The sequence below is a fragment of the uncultured Flavobacterium sp. genome (assembly GCF_963925415.1).
Taxonomy (GTDB): Bacteria; Bacteroidota; Bacteroidia; order Flavobacteriales; family Flavobacteriaceae; genus Flavobacterium.
The window spans coordinates 1-17,531 of sequence record NZ_CAWUTS010000035.1 but is presented as its reverse complement, the minus strand read 5'-3'; the positions used below and the strand labels follow the sequence as shown (position 1 = coordinate 17,531).

Annotated in this window: 18 protein-coding genes and 1 pseudogene; 17 read left to right on the top strand and 2 right to left on the bottom strand. The window is 30.4% G+C overall.

The genetic code is table 11. The features are described 5' to 3' along the window. Window positions 1-3: 3 nt before the first annotated feature. A complete protein-coding gene (locus tag AABM47_RS02620) occupies window positions 4-234 on the bottom strand; it encodes a uracil phosphoribosyltransferase (protein WP_338409368.1) in 231 nt (76 codons plus the stop codon). A 46-nt stretch (window positions 235-280) separates the two neighbouring features. Here AABM47_RS02620 and AABM47_RS02615 point away from each other — a divergent pair, with 46 nt between their 5' ends. The 4 genes from AABM47_RS02615 to AABM47_RS02600 all read left to right on the top strand — a co-directional run bounded on the left by AABM47_RS02615 (window position 281) and on the right by AABM47_RS02600 (window position 3,757). Then, window positions 281-1,210, top strand: coding sequence for a DUF6427 family protein (locus AABM47_RS02615; protein WP_338409367.1), 930 nt, complete (start codon window positions 281-283; stop codon window positions 1,208-1,210). A gap of 167 nt (window positions 1,211-1,377) precedes the next feature. Further along, on the top strand, window positions 1,378-1,983 hold the full coding sequence (locus AABM47_RS02610) for a DUF4254 domain-containing protein (RefSeq protein WP_338409366.1): 606 nt from the start codon (window positions 1,378-1,380) through the stop codon (window positions 1,981-1,983). Window positions 1,984-1,994: 11 nt separating this feature from the next. Beyond that, entirely contained in the window at window positions 1,995-3,026 is a 1,032-nt protein-coding gene (locus AABM47_RS02605; protein ID WP_338409365.1) for a glycosyltransferase family 9 protein, read from the top strand. A gap of 101 nt (window positions 3,027-3,127) precedes the next feature. Continuing rightward, a complete protein-coding gene (locus tag AABM47_RS02600) occupies window positions 3,128-3,757 on the top strand; it encodes a hypothetical protein (RefSeq protein ID WP_338409364.1) in 630 nt (209 codons plus the stop codon). A gap of 93 nt (window positions 3,758-3,850) precedes the next feature. Here the strand turns inward: AABM47_RS02600 and AABM47_RS02595 are convergent, their stop codons facing one another. Beyond that, window positions 3,851-4,903 (bottom strand): ferredoxin--NADP reductase, encoded by a 1,053-nt coding sequence (locus AABM47_RS02595; RefSeq protein WP_338409363.1) that lies wholly within the window; start codon window positions 4,901-4,903, stop codon window positions 3,851-3,853. Window positions 4,904-5,037: 134 nt separating this feature from the next. On the opposite strand from AABM47_RS02595, the gene AABM47_RS02590 reads away from it, so the two are divergent. The 13 genes and pseudogenes from AABM47_RS02590 to AABM47_RS02530 all read left to right on the top strand — a co-directional run. After that, window positions 5,038-5,373 (top strand): helix-turn-helix transcriptional regulator, encoded by a 336-nt coding sequence (locus AABM47_RS02590; RefSeq protein WP_338409362.1) that lies wholly within the window; start codon window positions 5,038-5,040, stop codon window positions 5,371-5,373. Window positions 5,374-5,424: 51 nt separating this feature from the next. Continuing rightward, a complete protein-coding gene (locus tag AABM47_RS02585) occupies window positions 5,425-6,129 on the top strand; it encodes a hypothetical protein (RefSeq protein WP_338409361.1) in 705 nt (234 codons plus the stop codon). 51 nt (window positions 6,130-6,180) lie between these two features. Beyond that, complete coding sequence (locus AABM47_RS02580) at window positions 6,181-7,665, top strand: DUF5687 family protein (RefSeq protein WP_338409360.1); 1,485 nt, start codon at window positions 6,181-6,183, stop codon at window positions 7,663-7,665. A 6-nt stretch (window positions 7,666-7,671) separates the two neighbouring features. Continuing rightward, on the top strand, window positions 7,672-8,367 hold the full coding sequence (locus AABM47_RS02575; RefSeq protein WP_338409359.1) for an ABC transporter ATP-binding protein: 696 nt from the start codon (window positions 7,672-7,674) through the stop codon (window positions 8,365-8,367). 150 nt (window positions 8,368-8,517) lie between these two features. Continuing rightward, on the top strand, window positions 8,518-11,124 hold the full coding sequence (locus AABM47_RS02570) for a gliding motility protein (RefSeq protein WP_338409358.1): 2,607 nt from the start codon (window positions 8,518-8,520) through the stop codon (window positions 11,122-11,124). Window positions 11,125-11,127: 3 nt separating this feature from the next. Then, window positions 11,128-11,538, top strand: coding sequence for a polymer-forming cytoskeletal protein (locus AABM47_RS02565; RefSeq protein ID WP_338409357.1), 411 nt, complete (start codon window positions 11,128-11,130; stop codon window positions 11,536-11,538). Window positions 11,539-12,159: 621 nt separating this feature from the next. Further along, on the top strand, window positions 12,160-13,299 hold the full coding sequence (atpB, locus tag AABM47_RS02560; RefSeq protein ID WP_338409400.1) for a F0F1 ATP synthase subunit A: 1,140 nt from the start codon (window positions 12,160-12,162) through the stop codon (window positions 13,297-13,299). A gap of 33 nt (window positions 13,300-13,332) precedes the next feature. Continuing rightward, entirely contained in the window at window positions 13,333-13,521 is a 189-nt protein-coding gene (gene atpE, locus AABM47_RS02555; protein WP_024980572.1) for an ATP synthase F0 subunit C, read from the top strand. Between the two features lie 83 nt (window positions 13,522-13,604). Continuing rightward, complete coding sequence (locus AABM47_RS02550) at window positions 13,605-14,105, top strand: F0F1 ATP synthase subunit B (RefSeq protein WP_338409356.1); 501 nt, start codon at window positions 13,605-13,607, stop codon at window positions 14,103-14,105. 5 nt (window positions 14,106-14,110) lie between these two features. Continuing rightward, window positions 14,111-14,644 carry an ATP synthase F1 subunit delta gene (atpH, locus tag AABM47_RS02545; RefSeq protein ID WP_338409355.1) on the top strand — a complete coding sequence of 178 codons (534 nt, stop codon included), beginning with the start codon at window positions 14,111-14,113 and terminating at the stop codon, window positions 14,642-14,644. Between the two features lie 38 nt (window positions 14,645-14,682). Continuing rightward, window positions 14,683-16,257 carry a F0F1 ATP synthase subunit alpha gene (gene atpA, locus AABM47_RS02540; protein ID WP_338409354.1) on the top strand — a complete coding sequence of 525 codons (1,575 nt, stop codon included), beginning with the start codon at window positions 14,683-14,685 and terminating at the stop codon, window positions 16,255-16,257. Window positions 16,258-16,332: 75 nt separating this feature from the next. Beyond that, a complete protein-coding gene (gene atpG / locus AABM47_RS02535) occupies window positions 16,333-17,190 on the top strand; it encodes an ATP synthase F1 subunit gamma (protein WP_338409353.1) in 858 nt (285 codons plus the stop codon). An 87-nt stretch (window positions 17,191-17,277) separates the two neighbouring features. Then, window positions 17,278-17,531, top strand: a pseudogene (locus tag AABM47_RS02530) (S9 family peptidase); the annotation flags it as partial.

Below are 17,531 nucleotides of genomic sequence, written 5' to 3'. Positions count from 1 at the left end.
AATTTATTTTAAAAACGAGTGGGCTGTTGTGTCATCTTCATCTTCATTGTTGTTTTTGAAGATATTTAATTGAATGGTCCAATAAGCCATTGCACAAATACAAATAATAATAAACATCCAATTAACAATGTTTGCTGACCACCAACTTGTAAGTTCTAATGATCTTAACTGATCATATGGCCAGAATAAAAAATCAACAAAAAGTGTCTGTATTCCTTCAAAAAATGCTTTCATTTTTTTATAGTATTATATTTACACTGCAAAAATATACAATATCTTTATGATAGCAAACATTTTTAGTAAAACAAGACCAATTAATTATTTAATTATAGGAATAACTTCGTTTCTCTTATATTTTTTATATCAATTTAAAGATCCAGGCACCATAAATGACGGATGGTCTATTGCACAAAAAATAGGAATATTTGTTTTATTGCTGACCTCTTATGTTATTTATAATTATTTAGTTCTTCGAAACAACCTGACTAAATTAAACAATTATGCTATTTTTTTGTTTTCTATTTTTCTATTTTTCTTTCCAACAATTTTTTCCAATCCAAATGTAATTATTGCAAATTTTTTCTTGCTTTTAGCAACAAGAAAATTAATTACTTTGCAAAACCTAAGAAGCACAAAAGAAAAAATATTTGACGCCTCATTTTGGATATTTATAGCGGCTTTATTTCATTTTTGGTGTATTACATATATTATATTAGTGTTTATTACTATAATTTTTCATGTTTCAGGAAGTTATAAAAATTGGATTATCCCTTTTTTAGCACTCTTTGTTGTTGCAAATATTACCTTATTAATTGATTTAATTTTTCAAAATCAATTGCTTTCTTCAATTGTGAATGATATATCCGTTAGTTTTAATTTTAGTTATTTTGACACTATTTATCAAAATATTGCATTGGCTGTTTTTAGCTCGGTTGCATTGCTTTTGTTTTCTACTCAAGCATTTGATTTTCAAAACAAGCCCTTTAATACCCACGCTACTCATCAAAAAATTATATTTGCCTTTATACTAGGCCTGTTAATTTATGTTTTATCAAACCATAAAAACAACAGTTATCTCATATTTTGTTTGCCTTCTTTAGCTATTTTAGGTGCAAATTTTATTGAAAAAATAAAAACAAATTGGATGAAAGAAACAACCCTTTATGTATTGTTCGTTGTTTCTATTACACTATTTGTTTTGCAATTATAAATTTAAATTAAATGGTTGTTTTTATATCATTTAGAGCATAACCTGTAGTTTTTTTAAAAACAGATCTCTCAAAACTGCTACAAACAAAAGACATCGAAATATTCTTTTCTTTTTCGGGCTATAAGTATAAAATTATCTATTTTTGTAGAAATTAATAGTACACAACCATGTTTGCAAAACTTGCCTATTCCATTTTTGAACAAAGTATAAACGATTATCATGTTCACGACCTTGTTGACCAACCTATAAACAACCCTTTTCCCAAAGATAAAATCGAACATTTATTATTTGCTAAAAACTGGGTAGATACTGTTCAATGGCATTATGAAGATATTATTCGTGATCCACAAATTGATCCAGTAGCAGCCCTTGTTTTAAAAAGAAAAATTGACGCTTCTAATCAAGTCCGTACCGACATGGTTGAATATATAGACGGCTACTTTCTTCAAAAATATAGTACTGTTCAAGTTAAACCATTAGCAAAAATTAACACCGAAAGTCCGGCCTGGGCAATTGATCGTTTATCTATTTTAGCTTTAAAAATATATCATATGAATGAAGAAGCAACCCGAAAAGAAGCTTCGTCGGAACATAGAGCTAAATGTCAAGAAAAATTAAACGTGCTTTTAGATCAAAAAAGCGATATGTTTTCTTCAATCAGTCAATTAGTTGTAGATATTGAAAACGGTGATAAATTTATGAAAGTATACAAACAAATGAAAATGTATAATGACGATGAGTTAAATCCTGTTTTATATCAGAGTAAAAAATAAGCATTTTAGCAATGCAAACAAATAAACACATACTGGTAATAAGGCTCTCAGCCATGGGTGATGTCGCAATGACCGTTCCTGTATTGAGAGCTTTTTCTATTCAGCATAAAGAGGTAAAAATCACAATTGTTTCTAGACCTTTTTTTAGGCCCTTTTTTGACAGCCTTGAAAACGTGTCTTTTTTTGCTGTTGATGTAAAAAAACGTCACAAAGGCTTTTTAGGATTAATTCGCTTGTTTCTAGACTTAAAGAAACTAAAGATTACACATATTGCTGATTTACACAATGTGTTACGTTCAAAAGTAATTCGAATTTTATTTTTTTCTATAGGAATAAAATCAGCTGCAACGGATAAAGGACGGACAGATAAAAAAGCATTAACTCGTGCTGAAAACAAGATTTTTGAACCTACAAAATCAATGTTTGAAAGACATATTGAAACCTTTAATAAATTAGGTTTTCAAATTGATTTAACCAATCCAAAATTTCCTGAAAAAGCAATTTTGTCAACTGTAGTTTTGAGTAAAATTGAAGCTTTTTCTGAAATGAATTTAATTGGAATTGCACCATTTGCTCAATACGAAAGTAAAGTTTACCCACAAGATTTAATGCAAGAAGTAATTAATGAATTATCAAAAAAACACAATCAAAAAATCTTATTATTTGGAGGTGGTAAAACTGAAATTCAAAAATTAAATCAATTACAAAATAATAATGCAAACGTAATTGTTGTTGCCGGAAAATTATCTTTTTCTGAAGAATTGCATTTGATTTCAAATTTAGATATAATGCTTTCCATGGACTCAGGCAACTCACATATTGCCGCAATGCTTGGAGTTAAGGTTGTTACACTTTGGGGAGCAACCCATCCTTATGCGGGCTTTAAGCCTTTTAATCAACCTATGGTAAACTGTTTGATTTCGGATAGAACAAAGTATCCTTTATTACCAACATCTGTTTATGGAAATAAAATTGTTCCTGGCTATGAAGATGTAATGCGAAGTATTTCAGTTGAAAAAGTAGTATCCAGCATTGAGAATTAGTTAGAAAATAACAACTCATCAACCTATTTCAACAGTTCAGAATATTAAAATATTTCAAGCAACCTATTTGATATAAGTTTGTTCTATAAAATTAAAATATCATGGAACAAGTCATTAAAATCTTCATTTATATTCACGCTTTTTTTGGAGGAATTGCTCTTTTATCAGGTTTAGCAAGTATTTTATTTATAAAAGGAAGTGCAAATCACCAAAAAGCAGGAAAAGTTTTTTCTTATGGAATGGTGATTAGTTCTTTAATTTCTCTACCAATTTGTGGGTTACCAAATCATGAAAACAACTTTTTATTCTTAATCGGAATTTTTACAATTTACTTAGTAATTTCAGGAAATAGAATCCTTTTATTCCAAAAGAAAAAAGAAGCAAATTTCACAGATAAATTGATTTCAGGTGTAATGTTTGTTGCCTCTTTAGTCATGTTGTTTTTTGGAACTTACTTTCTTCTAAGAAATAATTCTGGTGGAATCTTATATCTGTTTTTTGGACTAACGGCTTTATTAACCTCAATAAGAGACTTTAAATTTTATAAAAGCATAGATAAAACAAAAATCCTACCTTTTCATATTGGAAAAATGTCAGGTGCATATATTGCTTCAATTACTGCTTTTTTAGTTGCAGGTCTACGTTTTGAAGGCTTAATCTACTGGATTTCACCTTCAATTGTTGGAACAATTTTTATAATGTATTGGATAAAAAAAGTTAGAAAGGCTTAGCATTTAGTATATTTCACTAATCACTAATCACTAATCACTAATCACTAATCACTAATCACTAATCACTAATCACTAATCACTAATCACTAATTTTTAAACATCATCATAATTTACAAAAACTTCTGCCGATGTAGGGTGTGCCTGACAAGTTAGAACCAAACCTTCTGCAACTTCAGTATCAGTTAAAATGTTGTTTTTCTTCATTTCTGCTGTCCCCGATGTTATTCGCGCAATACAACTGCTGCAAATTCCACCCTGACACGAATAAGGAGCGTCTAAACCTTGTTTCAAAGCCGCCTCTAACAGCGTTTGTTTTTTGCTCATTTCAAAAGTGGTTTGGTCGTTGTCTACCAAAACCGTAATTTTTGTATGACCTTCTTGAGCTATTGCAGCATCATTTTCTGAAGTTGGACTCGAAAACAATTCAAACTTAATACTTTTTTCAACCACATTATTTTCTTTTAAGGTGCTTGAAACTAAGTTAATCATGTCTTCTGGGCCACACAAATAATAGGTATAAAACTCTTTTTGTGCATGTTTGTTTTTCAATACAAAATTTACAGCTGCCTTATCAATTCTGCCAAAAAGTTCACCATCAACATTAGTTTTACTATACACATAATGTAAAAATAAACGGCCTACATATTTTAAATGCAAATCATGCAATTGTTGGTAAAAAATTGTCTCTTCTTTGTTTTTATTACCATATACCAAAACAAAAGTACTGTTTGGCTCTTGCTCTAAAACCGTTTGTATGATTGACATGACAGGAGTAATTCCGCTACCGGCAACAAACGCAGCATAATTTTTTTGTTTGTCAAAATCAGGTTCAAAAACAAACTTTCCTTCAGGTGTGCCCACTTCTAATAAGCTGCCCGCAGTTAAGCTTTCGTTAGCAAATTTGGAAAAGAAACCATTTTTCACAGATTTTACAGCTATTCGTAGTTCACCACTTTTTGGGCTGCTGCAAATAGAATAAGCTCTTCGAATTTCTTGTCCGTCAAGACTTAGCTTAATCGTTACATATTGACCGGCAATATATATATAATTGGTTTTTAATTCTTCAGGAACATTAAAAAGTATTGAAACGGCATTAGGGGTTTCTCTTTTAATTTCTTTTATAGCGAGTTTATAAAATGCGGACATGTATATATTTTTTACAAAAATACTACAAAAACAGAAAACAAAGAATAGTAAAAAAATAAAAATGTATTAAATTTATACATAAGATTCTAATGTATAAGAATATTATGTATATTTGTGTTGTAAAAAAACCTAAAATGAAAAATTCGCAATTGTATAAAGGAAGTTTAAACACCATTATCATGAAGTTGTTAGAAGAAAACGGCAGAATGTATGGTTACGAAATTACACAAAAGGTAAAACAAATTACCAAAGGTGAGTTAAACATTACCGAAGGTGCTTTGTACCCTGCGTTACATAAATTAGAAGCCGAAGACTTATTAGATGTTGAGGTTGAAAAAGTAGATAATCGATTAAGAAAATATTATAAACTAACCGAAAAAGGCACAAAAGAAACCGTAAACAGACTTTCGGAATTGGAAGAATTTATAAAAAACATGCAAACTATTGTGAATCCTAAATTGAGTTATTAAGATGAAATTATCAAAAGTTAACATAAATTTTATTAAAAAGACAAAAGGATAATGAAACTAAATAATCAACAAATACAACGTTTATACCAATTCACAAGGCAACATTATGTAGAATGGTACGATTTGCAAACCGAATTAGTCGATCATTTGGCCAACGCAATTGAAGAACAATGGTTGCATAACCCAAAACAAAATTTTGAAGAAGCTTTACAAATTGAATTCAAAAAATTTGGTGTTTTTGGTTTTATGGATGTGGTTGAAAAACGGCAGGCAGCCTTAGGTAAAAAATACAACAAAATTATTTGGTCTCATTTAAAAGATTTTTTTACGATTCCAAAAATTATTCTAACACTAAGTATGGTTTTAGGTTTGTTTTATTTTTTTAAACTTTATTTTTTTAATGAGTTCATAGCTTATTTTATAATTACTCTGTATATAATGCTAATGCCGATTATAATTTATGAACACAAAAAAAAGAAAAAAAGAAAATCAAAAACAGGAAAAATTTGGCTCTTTGAAGAAATAATTTCGGGCTATGGCACTATGTCTATTATATTAACTTTACCTGCCCATATGTTTACTACCATCAATAGTTTTTCAGGAGACATGCCTAATGACTATTTTTTATTTGGATTTAGTTTATTTATTGTAACGTTTTTATTGGTCACTTATATTGTTGTTAAAATTATTCCTTCAAAAGCAGAAAAATACCTCAAAGAAACCTACCCCGAATATGAATTAGCAAATACGGTGTAAAAAATCAGTTTTTAAGCTACAAATAGTTAACAAAAAACCAAAGAACGAATCATGATAAAACACTTTTTACAATTAGAATGGAAATCGTTTTTTAGATCTTCTAGCGTAGAAAAAAGCATAGCTCTTAAAATGCTGCTCGGTTTTTTTGCTCTATATTTTTCGCTTTCTTTTTTAGCATTAGGCTTAGGCTTATATAAAATATTAGAAGAAATTTTTCCAAAAACAAATCCTTTTCTGTCTATTCAAAACTATATTGCTTCTTGGATTGGATTTCAATTAATTCTTCGTTTTTTTATGCAAACTTTGCCTGTTATCAACATGAAATCTTTTTTAACGCAAAACATAAAAAAGAAAAAAATCATTAATTATGTTTTGGTAAAAAGCTTGTTTTCCTTTTACAATTTAATTTCCTTATTCATTTTTATTCCTTTTACCCTTATTGCTTATTCAGAAAAAGCAATTACTGCTTCACAAGCAATTACTTGGTTTATAAGTGTTTTTTTAATAAACATCATTTTAAATTATATTAATTTTTTAATCAAAAAAAGTTTTACAGCACAACTGTCAAAGTTTATTCCTTTTGTTGTTATGGGATTAATTTTAGGGGTTCTAGATTATTTCAATATTTTTAGCATTAGTGAAAGTATTGCAAATGCAATGCTGTTTGTTTCCAACAATCCACTTACTATTATTAGTCTTTTAGCTGTTTTGGGAGCAATTTATTTTTTAAATTATAGTTTTCTGTCAAAAAATTTCTATTTGGATAGTTTCCTAAAGTCAAAAACAACCACTGCCGAAACAACTGATTTAACATGGACAAAACGTTTTGGATCTATAGCACCTTTTTTACAACTCGATTTAAAATTAATATGGAGAAACAAAAGACCAAGAACAACTATATTTTTATCCGTACTCATTTTAGCCTATGGTTTAATTTTTTATAACAATCCAGTTTATCAAAAAATGCCTGCCTTTTTTGTGTTCGTAGGGATTTTTACATCCGGAATGTTTATGATCAATTTCGGACAATTTATACCAGCTTGGGATAGCAATTATTTTAGTTTAATTCATGCTCAAAACATTCAATTTAGAAATTATTTAGCATCAAAGGCAGCATTAATGACTTTTTCAACACTTGTTTTAGGGCTACTTTCTATTCCGTATGTATATTTTGGATGGCATATTTTATGGATTAATTTGGCCTGTGCTATTTACAATATCGGAATTAATGTGTTGGTAATTTTATATGCAGGTTCGTTTAATAAAAAGAAAATTGATTTAGAAAAAAGCCCGTTTATGAATTATCAAGGAACTGGAGCAGCACAATGGATAGTAGGAATACCTTTAATGTTGTTTCCTTTATTGCTTTGGTATTTATTTTTTAAATGGACAAACATGAATACGGCTACAATTTTATTAGCCATAATAGGAATTTTAGGCCTAATTTTTAGATCTTTTTTTATGAAAAAAATCACGTTAGCCTATAAGAAAAGAAAATATCAAGCCATAGCAGGATTTAAACAACAAGAAAATTAAGAAATCATGATACACGTTTCAAACCTTAAAAAAACATACAACGGAACAACCGTTTTACAAATAGACACTTTAGATATTCCAAAAGGGCAAAGCTTTGGATTAATAGGGAATAACGGAGCCGGAAAAACCACTTTTTTTAGTATGTTGTTGGATTTAATAATACCAACTTCGGGCAAAATTACGTCAAACAACATTCAAATAAATACCAGTGAAGATTGGAAGTCGTTCACCTCTTCATTTATTGATGAAACTTTTTTAATTGGCTATTTAACACCCGAAGAATATTTTTATTTTATAGGAGAACTTCGCGGATGGAATAAAGCAGATGTAGATTCTTTTTTAAAAAAGCATGAAGATTTTTTTAATGGAGAAATTCTAAACAATAAAAAATACTTGAGAGACTTATCAAAAGGGAATGCTAAAAAAGCAGGTATTGTGGGTGCTTTAATTGGAAACCCCGAAGTAATTATTTTAGACGAACCCTTTGCTAACCTTGACCCTACAAGCCAATTTAGATTAAAAAAAATAATTAAAGAATTGGCCGAAGATCAAAACATTACTGTTTTAGTTTCGAGTCATGATTTGCAACACACGGTTGAGGTTTCTGATAGAATTGTGGTTTTAGAAAAAGGGATTATTGTTAAAGACCTAGTGCCCACAACAGAAACATTAAAAGAATTAGAAATGTTTTTTTCCGCATAACCAATAACGTATCCATTATTTGCTGTAAATCAGTATCGAGTTTGCTCAAAAATCTTTAAAATTTTTCATAGTTCCAAAAAAAGTGTATTTTTACAAGTTCAGATACTAAAAAAGAATATTTTTAGTTATACACAAATAAACTATTTTACTTTGAAAATCAATAAATACGCCTATATAATTATTGTTGCATTAACGCTTCTGATTGTCTCTTGTTCAGTCAAGAAAGATAAATTTATAAACAGAACTTATCATGCTAAAACTTCAAAATACAATATTTTATATAATGGTGAAACGGCATTAGAAAAAGGGTTAACGGAACTAGAAAGCAACTATAAAGATAATTTTTGGGAAATTTTACCTGCCGAATATATGCAAAAAGATGCGGCAGATATGAACCCCGATGAAACCAAAAATCCTAATTTTGAACGTTCTGAAGATAAAGCCATTAAAGCCATCCAAAAACACTCCATGAATATTGAAGGTTCTGAAAAGAATTCTCAAATGGACGAATCGTATATTTTACTAGGAAAATCTAGGTATTATGACAAAAGATACATTCCGGCTTTAGAAGCCTTTAATTATATATTATACAAATACCCAAACAGCGATAAAATATATGACGCTAAGGTTTGGAGAGAAAAAATCAACATTAGATTAGAAAACGAGCAACTTGCAATTGATAATTTAAAACGCCTTTTAAAAGATCAAAACCTTCAAGGACAAAATTTGGCTAACGCGTCTGCAATTTTGTCTCAAGCCTATATGAGTTTAGGAATAAAAGACACCGCACAGGCGGTTTTAAAAACGGCTAAAGCAAACACCAAAATAAAAGATCAAAAAGCAAGATATACTTTTATTATAGGCCAATTATACGAAAGTTTAAACATTAAAGACAGTGCTGCCATGGCTTTTCAAGAAGTTATTGACATGAAAAGAAAAGCACCCAAAAAATACACCATGCAAGCACATGCAAAATTAGCGTCACAATTTGATGTTGAAAAAGGGGACACTATTGTTTTTCTTGAGCATTTCAATGAACTTTTAGAAGACCGAGAAAACAGACCATTTTTAGACGTATTAAATCACCAAATGGGCTTGTTTTATAACAAACAAAGCAAAGATAAGCAAGCCGTTTTTTATTACAATAAATCGTTAAGAAATCAAACGGAAGACCAATACCTAGTTGCATCAAATTATAGAAATATTGCTGAAATTAATTTTTATAATACTGAATATTTAGTGGCAGGTAAGTATTACGATAGTACTTTAACTAAACTAGGCCAAAAAACAAGAGAATACAGAGTAATTAACAAAAAAAGAGAAAATTTAGAAGATGTAATTAAATATGAAACTATTGTAAAAGCAGCAGATAGTATTTTATATGTTGTCAGTCTTTCTCTTGACGAACAATCCAGCTATTATTTAGATCATATAGAAAAACTAAAAGAACAAGATTTAATAAAGCTTAAAGAACAAGAAAGGCTTGCTTTAATTGAAGAAAATAAAGCAAATAGTTTAGGTCTATCAAAAAACAATTCTATAAACATTGATAAAGCCTTTCAATCATCAAGTAACTCTAATCTTTTATCACCTCCCACACAAGACATGTTTAACAACACATCTAGCCTCTTTTATTTTTATAGCCTAACAAATGTTTCATTAGGAAAAACTGATTTTCAAAAAAAATGGGGCAAAAGAGATTTAAAAGATAATTGGCGTTTGAGTACGTCTTCTGTTAATGCATCAGATTCTAATGAAAAAGAAGTAAATAAAGACTCTAAAACAAAACAAATTGTTGAGAATCCAGAATATAAAGTTGCTTTTTACATAAGCCAATTGCCAAGTACTAAAAAAGTCTTAGATAGTTTAAAAAAAGAGCGAAATTTTGCCGATTATCAATTGGGAACTATTTATAAAGAAAAATTTAAAGAATATAAATTAGCGGCATCAAAATTTGAAAAACTATTAGAAAATCAGCCAGAACAACGTTTAATTTTACCGTCAAAATACAATCTATTTAAGATATATGAAATTTTAGGAAGCACTAAGTTAAATGAAATAAAGCAGCAAATAATTTCAGAATACCCAGACAGTAGATATGCACAAATAATTCAAAATCCCAATCAAGAAACTCAAGGAAGTCAGTCACCAGAAGCAATCTATACCAATCTATATAAAGAATTTGAAAACGGAAACATAAGAGATTCTGATTTAAAAGTTACGACCTTAATTGACACTTACACTGGAGATGAAATTGCACCAAAACTTGAACTACTTAAAGCACAAATAACAGCTCGTTTAAGCGGGCTTGAAGCCTATAAAAAGGCCTTAAACTTTGTGGCCTTAAACTATCCAAACACAAAAGAGGGCAAACAAGCAGAGGATATTTTGTCAAAAGATATTCCAAATTTAGAAAATTTAGATTTTACAACCGAATCAACTTTTTGGAAAATTATTTTTCCAAAAGACCATATAAAAAATGATGAAACGCAAGCATTATACGCAAAACTTGATGCCTTTATTGAAGACCGAAGCGATGTGCGAGTAAAAAGATCATTGGACGTTTATAACGCCTCTACTAATTTCGTTGTTCTGCATGGTTTTCAATCAAAAGAATCAGCTCAGGCAACGTTGTTTTTACTAAAAGACTATAAAGATTATAAAATTACAGATCAAGCTTATGTAATATCTTCCTACAATTACAAAGTAGTTCAAATAAAGAAAAATCTGGAAGAATATATAACTAAAAACAAATAAATTATGTTTGACAAAAAAAAACCAACTGAAAATATAGTAAGTAATATCAACAGAATATCAGAAGGCACACAGCTAACTGGGGATATTGTTTCTAATGCTGATTTTAGAATTGACGGAACATTATTAGGAAGTTGCGTTTTAAAAGGTAAACTCGTAATTGGTCCAAAAGGATATGTTGAGGGAACTATAAAATGTCAAAACATAGATATTGAAGGAAGATTTTCTGGGAAACTAGAAGCGATAGATTTGCTGAACTTAAAATCAACTTCAAATGTAATAGGAGATGTTATTATTGGAAAACTTGGGGTAGAGCCTGGAGCAACTTTTAATGCAACATGTGTAATGAAGAGCGCTGTAAAAAACATCAACGAAGTTAAAAATGAATCCCAAATAGAAGAAAAAAAAGCTCTATAAAAGGTTGTAATTAATAAACATATTCTTTGGTTTTTTTTAAAACTTAATACTAACACCTGTTTTTTGCCATTATATCGTGTAAACATACCTGTCAAACATATAAATAAAGATGACGAATAACTATTTGGGTTTACTAGCCCTCTTTTTGCTATTAACCTTGCCTATATTTAGTATTCATTATCTAATTTTTGAGTACACTTTGTTAAATGAAAGCCAGGAAACATTTTATTACAGCATTCCTTTTTTATACTTGTTTTTTTTTATTTTTTCTGCAATAAGCTTGTTCTTCGTTTTAAAAATTGCTCAAAAAAACTTTGACAGCACAGGCATGACTTTTATGTTGGCTACAACAATTCAAACAATAACTGCTTTTATACTTGCAAGACCCATACTTAACAATACACTTTCAACTACCATAGAAAAATCGAACTTCTTTTTTATTTTTATTTTATTTCTAATAATAGAAACTGTTTTTAGTATTAAGATTTTAAATAAAAAATAAAAAAGCACAAAATCATTATAAAAAAGAGCAATTTTTTTTTACAATTCATTTGGAATATGAATAAATATTGTACTTTTGCACCAAAATTAAAAACCTTAGAAATTAAGTTTATAAAAGATATGGTGATTTCAAAAAAACCACTCCAATTTATACTAGCAACATTTGTTGCTTTGTTACCTTTGTTTTCAAATGCAGTTGTAGTTAATGATTCTATTGCAGAAAGTGCAGAAATAATTCAATCAGAAACCCCACTTCATGCCGAAGGCGAAAGTGATTTAAAATCTGAAATAAAAACTTTTATTGGTCATCACTTATTAGATTCGCATGACTTTCACTTCACATCATATACAGATGATGCGGGTTTAGAACATCACCTTAGTTTTCCGTTACCTGTTATTTTACTAGACAATGGATTACAGATTTTTTTATCATCAAAATTTCATCATGGTGAAGCTGTAGCTGAGTCAAACGGAAACTTTTATAGGCTACACCACAACAAAATTTATAAAGTAGCCAATGCTAATGCAGAAGTAGCAGAAGATGTTCATCATCATGCAATAAATGAAATGCCTTTAGACTTTTCTATTACAAAAAATGTTTTCATGATTTTTGTAGTAGGGCTAATAATGTTATTGCTGTTTACAAGTTTAGCAAAATCATATGCCAAAAACGGCGGAATTGCAAAAGGAGCAGGAAGATTTTTTGAACCAATCATTTTATATATAAGAGACGATATAGCTATTCCAAACATTGGAAAAAATTATAAAAAATACATGAGCTATTTATTAACTATATTTTTCTTTATATGGTTTTTAAATATGTTTGGCTTAACTCCCTTAGGGATTAACGTTACAGGAAACATAGCAATCACAGCATGCTTAGCTTTGTTAACGTATCTAATTACAACATTTACAGCCAATAAAAACTATTGGAAACACATTTTTTGGATGCCAGGTGTACCTTCTTTAATGAAGATCATATTAGCCCCAATAGAATTGTTAGGAACAATTATTAAACCTTTTTCTTTAATGATACGTTTATACGCAAACATGGTTGCAGGACACGTTGTATTAATGAGTATTATAGGTTTAATGTTTATATTCAAAAACTGGTTAGGAAGTAGTTTATCTTTCTTTTTAGCTTTTGCCTTATCGTTGTTAGAAATATTAGTAGCAGCACTGCAAGCTTATATCTTTACCATGTTATCTGCCCTGTATTTTGGAGCAGGTAACGAAGAGCATCATGATGATGCTCATTAATAAATTGAATGTTTAATTAAATATATATACATTATGCAAATTCCAGAAATTGTTGGATCAGGATTGATCGTAATCGGAGCAGGTTTAGGTATTGGTAGAATTGGTGGTTCAGCAATGGACGCTATTGCTCGTCAACCAGAAGCTTCAGGAAAAATTCAAACAGCTATGCTTATAGCAGCAGCTCTTATTGAAGGTATTGGTTTCGCGGCTTTATTCGCTTAATTAAAATTTAAACAACAGTTATAACGGTTGGTTATAACTGTTGTTTTTTAAAACAAAAAAATTTCTAATTTAGAATATATACAATGGGTAAGTTATTAGAACAATTTTCATTAGGTTTGTTTTTTTGGTCATTATTATTATTCGTAGGATTAATTTTACTACTTAAAAAATTTGCTTGGAAACCTATTCTTGATGCGGTTAATGAAAGAGAAGAAGGAATTAAGGAGGCTTTACTTTCGGCAGAAAATGCTAAAAAAGAAATGCTAAACCTTAAATCAGACAATGAAAAGTTAGTAGCTGAGGCAAGAACAGAGAGAGAGATGATGATTAAAGAAGCACGTGAAATCAAAGATAAAATGATTAACGATGCTAAAACAGAAGCTCAAGTTCAAGGTGAAAAAATGATTGAACAAGCAAAAGCAACAATTGCAAGCGAAAAAAACGCGGCTATTGCTGACTTAAAGAATCAAGTGGGAACACTTTCTTTAGAAATTGCAGAAAAAGTATTAAAAGGAGAATTATCGAACAAAGAATCTCAAACTAAATTAGTTGAGAAAATGTTAGGTGATGCCAAATTAAACTAAAAAATATGGCAGGTACAAGAGCAGCTATTCGATACGCAAAAGCCATACTTGATATTGCACAAGCAAACAATAACACAGCACAAGTAACAAACGATATGACATCGATTGTTCATGCTGTGAAGGAAAGTAATGAGTTAAAAAACTTTTTACAAAGCCCTATTATTAAAGGAGAAATTAAACACGCTTCTTTGGTACAAATTTTTGCTCAAGCACAAAAAGAAACGAAAAGCTTGTTTCAATTGCTTTTAACTAATAAGAGATTTGAATTATTGCCAACAATAGCATCAGATTTTAAAGCATTAGTTAATGAATTAAACGGAATAGAAGTTGCAAAAGTAACAACTGCTTTTCCTATTACGGCTGATTTAGAAGCTAAAGTATTAGCAAAAATTAAAGAGTTTTCAAATAAAACGATAACTTTAGAAAACATTGTAGATGAATCTATCATTGGTGGATTTATTTTAACAATGGGAGATCAACAATACAATGCTTCTGTTTCAAACAGATTGCAAAATTTAAAAAGAGAATTTAGTTATTAATATTTATTGCACGTTAATAGTGTACAAATTATAATAAAATGGCAGAAATAAATCCAGCTGAAATATCAGCAATATTAAAGCAACAATTATCAGGTTTTGAATCTGGTGCAACGTTAGAAGAAGTAGGAACAGTACTTCAAGTAGGGGATGGTATAGCACGTGTTTATGGATTGTCTAATGCACAATATGGTGAATTAGTTCAGTTTGACAACGGCTTGGAAGCTATCGTACTTAACTTAGAAGAGGACAATGTTGGGGTAGTGCTTTTAGGACCATCTACAGGAATTCGTGAAGGTTCAAATGTTAAAAGAACCCAACGTATTGCTTCATTAAAAGTGGGTGAAAACATTGTAGGTCGTGTAGTAGACACACTTGGAAACCCAATTGATGGTAAAGGACCTATTGGCGGCACTTTATATGAAATGCCCTTAGAAAGAAAAGCTCCAGGAGTTATCTATCGTCAACCGGTAACAGAGCCATTACAAACCGGTATTAAAGCAATTGATGCTATGATTCCAGTTGGTAGAGGGCAACGTGAGTTGGTAATTGGTGACCGTCAAACAGGTAAAACAACGGTTTGTATTGACACCATTTTAAATCAAAAAGAATTTTATGATGCGGGTGAACCCGTATTTTGTATATATGTTGCAATTGGGCAAAAAGCCTCAACTGTAGCTTTAATTGCTAAAACATTAGAAGACAAAGGAGCAATGGCCTATACCGTTATTGTTGCAGCAAACGCTTCAGATCCTGCAGCAATGCAAGTATATGCACCAATGGCTGGAGCATCTATTGGAGAGTATTTCCGCGATACAGGTCGTCCTGCATTAATAATTTATGACGATTTGTCAAAACAAGCTGTAGCCTACCGTGAGGTTTCTTTATTACTAAGAAGACCACCAGGTCGTGAAGCATATCCTGGGGATGTTTTTTATCTTCACTCTCGTTTATTAGAAAGAGCTTGTAAAGTTATCGCTAATGACGAAATAGCAAAAGATATGAATGATTTGCCAGATGTTTTAAAACCAATTGTAAAAGGTGGAGGCTCATTAACAGCTTTGCCAATTATTGAAACACAAGCAGGAGACGTTTCTGCCTATATTCCAACAAATGTAATTTCGATTACTGATGGACAAATTTTCTTAGATGGAGATTTATTCAACTCTGGAGTTCGTCCTGCCATTAACGTAGGTATTTCTGTTTCTCGTGTTGGAGGAAATGCTCAAATTAAATCTATGAAAAAAGTAGCGGGTACCTTAAAATTAGACCAAGCTCAATATAGAGAATTAGAAGCTTTTGCTAAATTTGGTTCTGACTTAGATGCAGTAACTAAAAACGTAATTGAAAAAGGTAAACGTAACGTTGAAATTTTAAAACAAGCCGTAAATGACCCATTTACAGTTGAAGATCAAGTTGCTATTATCTATGCGGGTTCTAAAAACTTATTAAAAAACGTACCTGTTGTTAAAGTAAAAGAATTCGAAAAAGATTTTATCGAATATCTTAATGCAAAACACAGACCAATATTAGATGCTTTAAAAGCGGGTAAATTCACAGATGAAATTACTGATGTTTTAGGAGCAGCAGCAAAAGAAGTTTCAGCGAAATACTAGAAAAAAGGAATTAGGTTGTAGGTAGTAGAAGTGCTACACCTACAACCTACAACCTAAAACCTAACACCTATACAGATGGCAAATTTAAAGGAAATTAGAAATAGAATTACCTCCGTTTCATCTACGATGCAAATTACATCGGCAATGAAAATGGTTTCTGCAGCAAAGCTAAAAAAAGCACAAGATGCTATTACGGCCATGCGACCTTATGCCGAAAAATTAACGGAATTGTTGCAAAACCTTAGCGCAACACTTGATGGAGACACTGGTGGAGCCTTTGCAGAACAAAGAGAAATAAACAAAGTATTAGTTGTTGCCATAACTTCAAACAGAGGATTATGTGGTGCTTTTAATACCAATGTTATCAAACAATCTATTGTTGTGGCTAATTCTTATGAAGGTAAACAAGTGGATATTTTTGCTATTGGTAAAAAAGGAAACGATGTTTTAGGAAAAAACTATACTGTAGTAGAAAATAAAAGCGCTGTTTATGATGATTTAACTTTTGAGCATGTATCAGAAGTTGCGCAACAAATAATGAATATGTTTGAAGCAGGTGACTATGATAAAATTGAATTAATTTACAATCAGTTTAAAAATGCAGCTACTCAAATTGTACAAAGAGAACAATTTTTGCCTTTAGCTCCCATAACAGGTGGTCTAGTGGTGTCTTCAGACTATATTTTTGAACCATCAAAAGAAGAAATTGTGCTAACTTTGATCCCAAAATCATTAAAAACTCAATTATACAAAGCAGTTAGAGATTCATTTGCCTCTGAACATGGTGCTCGTATGACTGCAATGCATAAAGCAACAGATAACGCAACAGATTTAAGAAATCAATTAAAATTAACCTACAACAAAGCACGTCAGGCGTCAATTACTGGAGAAATTCTTGAAATTGTTGGCGGTGCGGAAGCATTGAACGGATAATTTTTTAGAGTATTAAATAAAAAAAGAGTCAAAGTAATTTGACTCTTTTTTTATTTAATATATTTGTATTATACGAACGCTAAAACCATGCAAAAATATTTTTTACTTCTTTTTACCTTAATTGGACACAATGCTGTTGCACAAAGTCTTCAACTAGAAGACATTATGAAGGGCGATAATTTTATAGGAAATCAACCCGAAAATCAACATTGGTCTATAGATGGTTCTACAATATATTTTGATTGGAATCCTAATAATGAAGTTGGAAATAACACTTACTATTGGAATAATTCAATGGATAAGCCGCAAATTTTGAAAGATTCTGACAAATATTTTTCTGA

What these genes read in the sequence shown, in the direction of transcription:
- AABM47_RS02615 (WP_338409367.1), top strand. Translation starts at nt 281, where the DNA reads ATGATAGCAAACATTTTTAGTAAAACAAGACCAATTAATTATTTAATT.
- atpG (WP_338409353.1), top strand. Translation starts at nt 16,333, where the DNA reads ATGGCAAATTTAAAGGAAATTAGAAATAGAATTACCTCCGTTTCATCT.
- atpB (WP_338409400.1), top strand. Translation starts at nt 12,160, where the DNA reads ATGGTGATTTCAAAAAAACCACTCCAATTTATACTAGCAACATTTGTT.
- AABM47_RS02575 (WP_338409359.1), top strand. Translation starts at nt 7,672, where the DNA reads ATGATACACGTTTCAAACCTTAAAAAAACATACAACGGAACAACCGTT.
- AABM47_RS02585 (WP_338409361.1), top strand. Translation starts at nt 5,425, where the DNA reads ATGAAACTAAATAATCAACAAATACAACGTTTATACCAATTCACAAGG.
- atpH (WP_338409355.1), top strand. Translation starts at nt 14,111, where the DNA reads ATGGCAGGTACAAGAGCAGCTATTCGATACGCAAAAGCCATACTTGAT.
- AABM47_RS02550 (WP_338409356.1), top strand. Translation starts at nt 13,605, where the DNA reads ATGGGTAAGTTATTAGAACAATTTTCATTAGGTTTGTTTTTTTGGTCA.
- AABM47_RS02605 (WP_338409365.1), top strand. Translation starts at nt 1,995, where the DNA reads ATGCAAACAAATAAACACATACTGGTAATAAGGCTCTCAGCCATGGGT.
- AABM47_RS02600 (WP_338409364.1), top strand. Translation starts at nt 3,128, where the DNA reads ATGGAACAAGTCATTAAAATCTTCATTTATATTCACGCTTTTTTTGGA.
- AABM47_RS02610 (WP_338409366.1), top strand. Translation starts at nt 1,378, where the DNA reads ATGTTTGCAAAACTTGCCTATTCCATTTTTGAACAAAGTATAAACGAT.
- AABM47_RS02620 (WP_338409368.1), bottom strand. Translation starts at nt 234, where the DNA reads ATGAAAGCATTTTTTGAAGGAATACAGACACTTTTTGTTGATTTTTTA.
- AABM47_RS02590 (WP_338409362.1), top strand. Translation starts at nt 5,038, where the DNA reads ATGAAAAATTCGCAATTGTATAAAGGAAGTTTAAACACCATTATCATG.
- AABM47_RS02565 (WP_338409357.1), top strand. Translation starts at nt 11,128, where the DNA reads ATGTTTGACAAAAAAAAACCAACTGAAAATATAGTAAGTAATATCAAC.
- atpE (WP_024980572.1), top strand. Translation starts at nt 13,333, where the DNA reads ATGCAAATTCCAGAAATTGTTGGATCAGGATTGATCGTAATCGGAGCA.
- AABM47_RS02580 (WP_338409360.1), top strand. Translation starts at nt 6,181, where the DNA reads ATGATAAAACACTTTTTACAATTAGAATGGAAATCGTTTTTTAGATCT.
- atpA (WP_338409354.1), top strand. Translation starts at nt 14,683, where the DNA reads ATGGCAGAAATAAATCCAGCTGAAATATCAGCAATATTAAAGCAACAA.
- AABM47_RS02595 (WP_338409363.1), bottom strand. Translation starts at nt 4,903, where the DNA reads ATGTCCGCATTTTATAAACTCGCTATAAAAGAAATTAAAAGAGAAACC.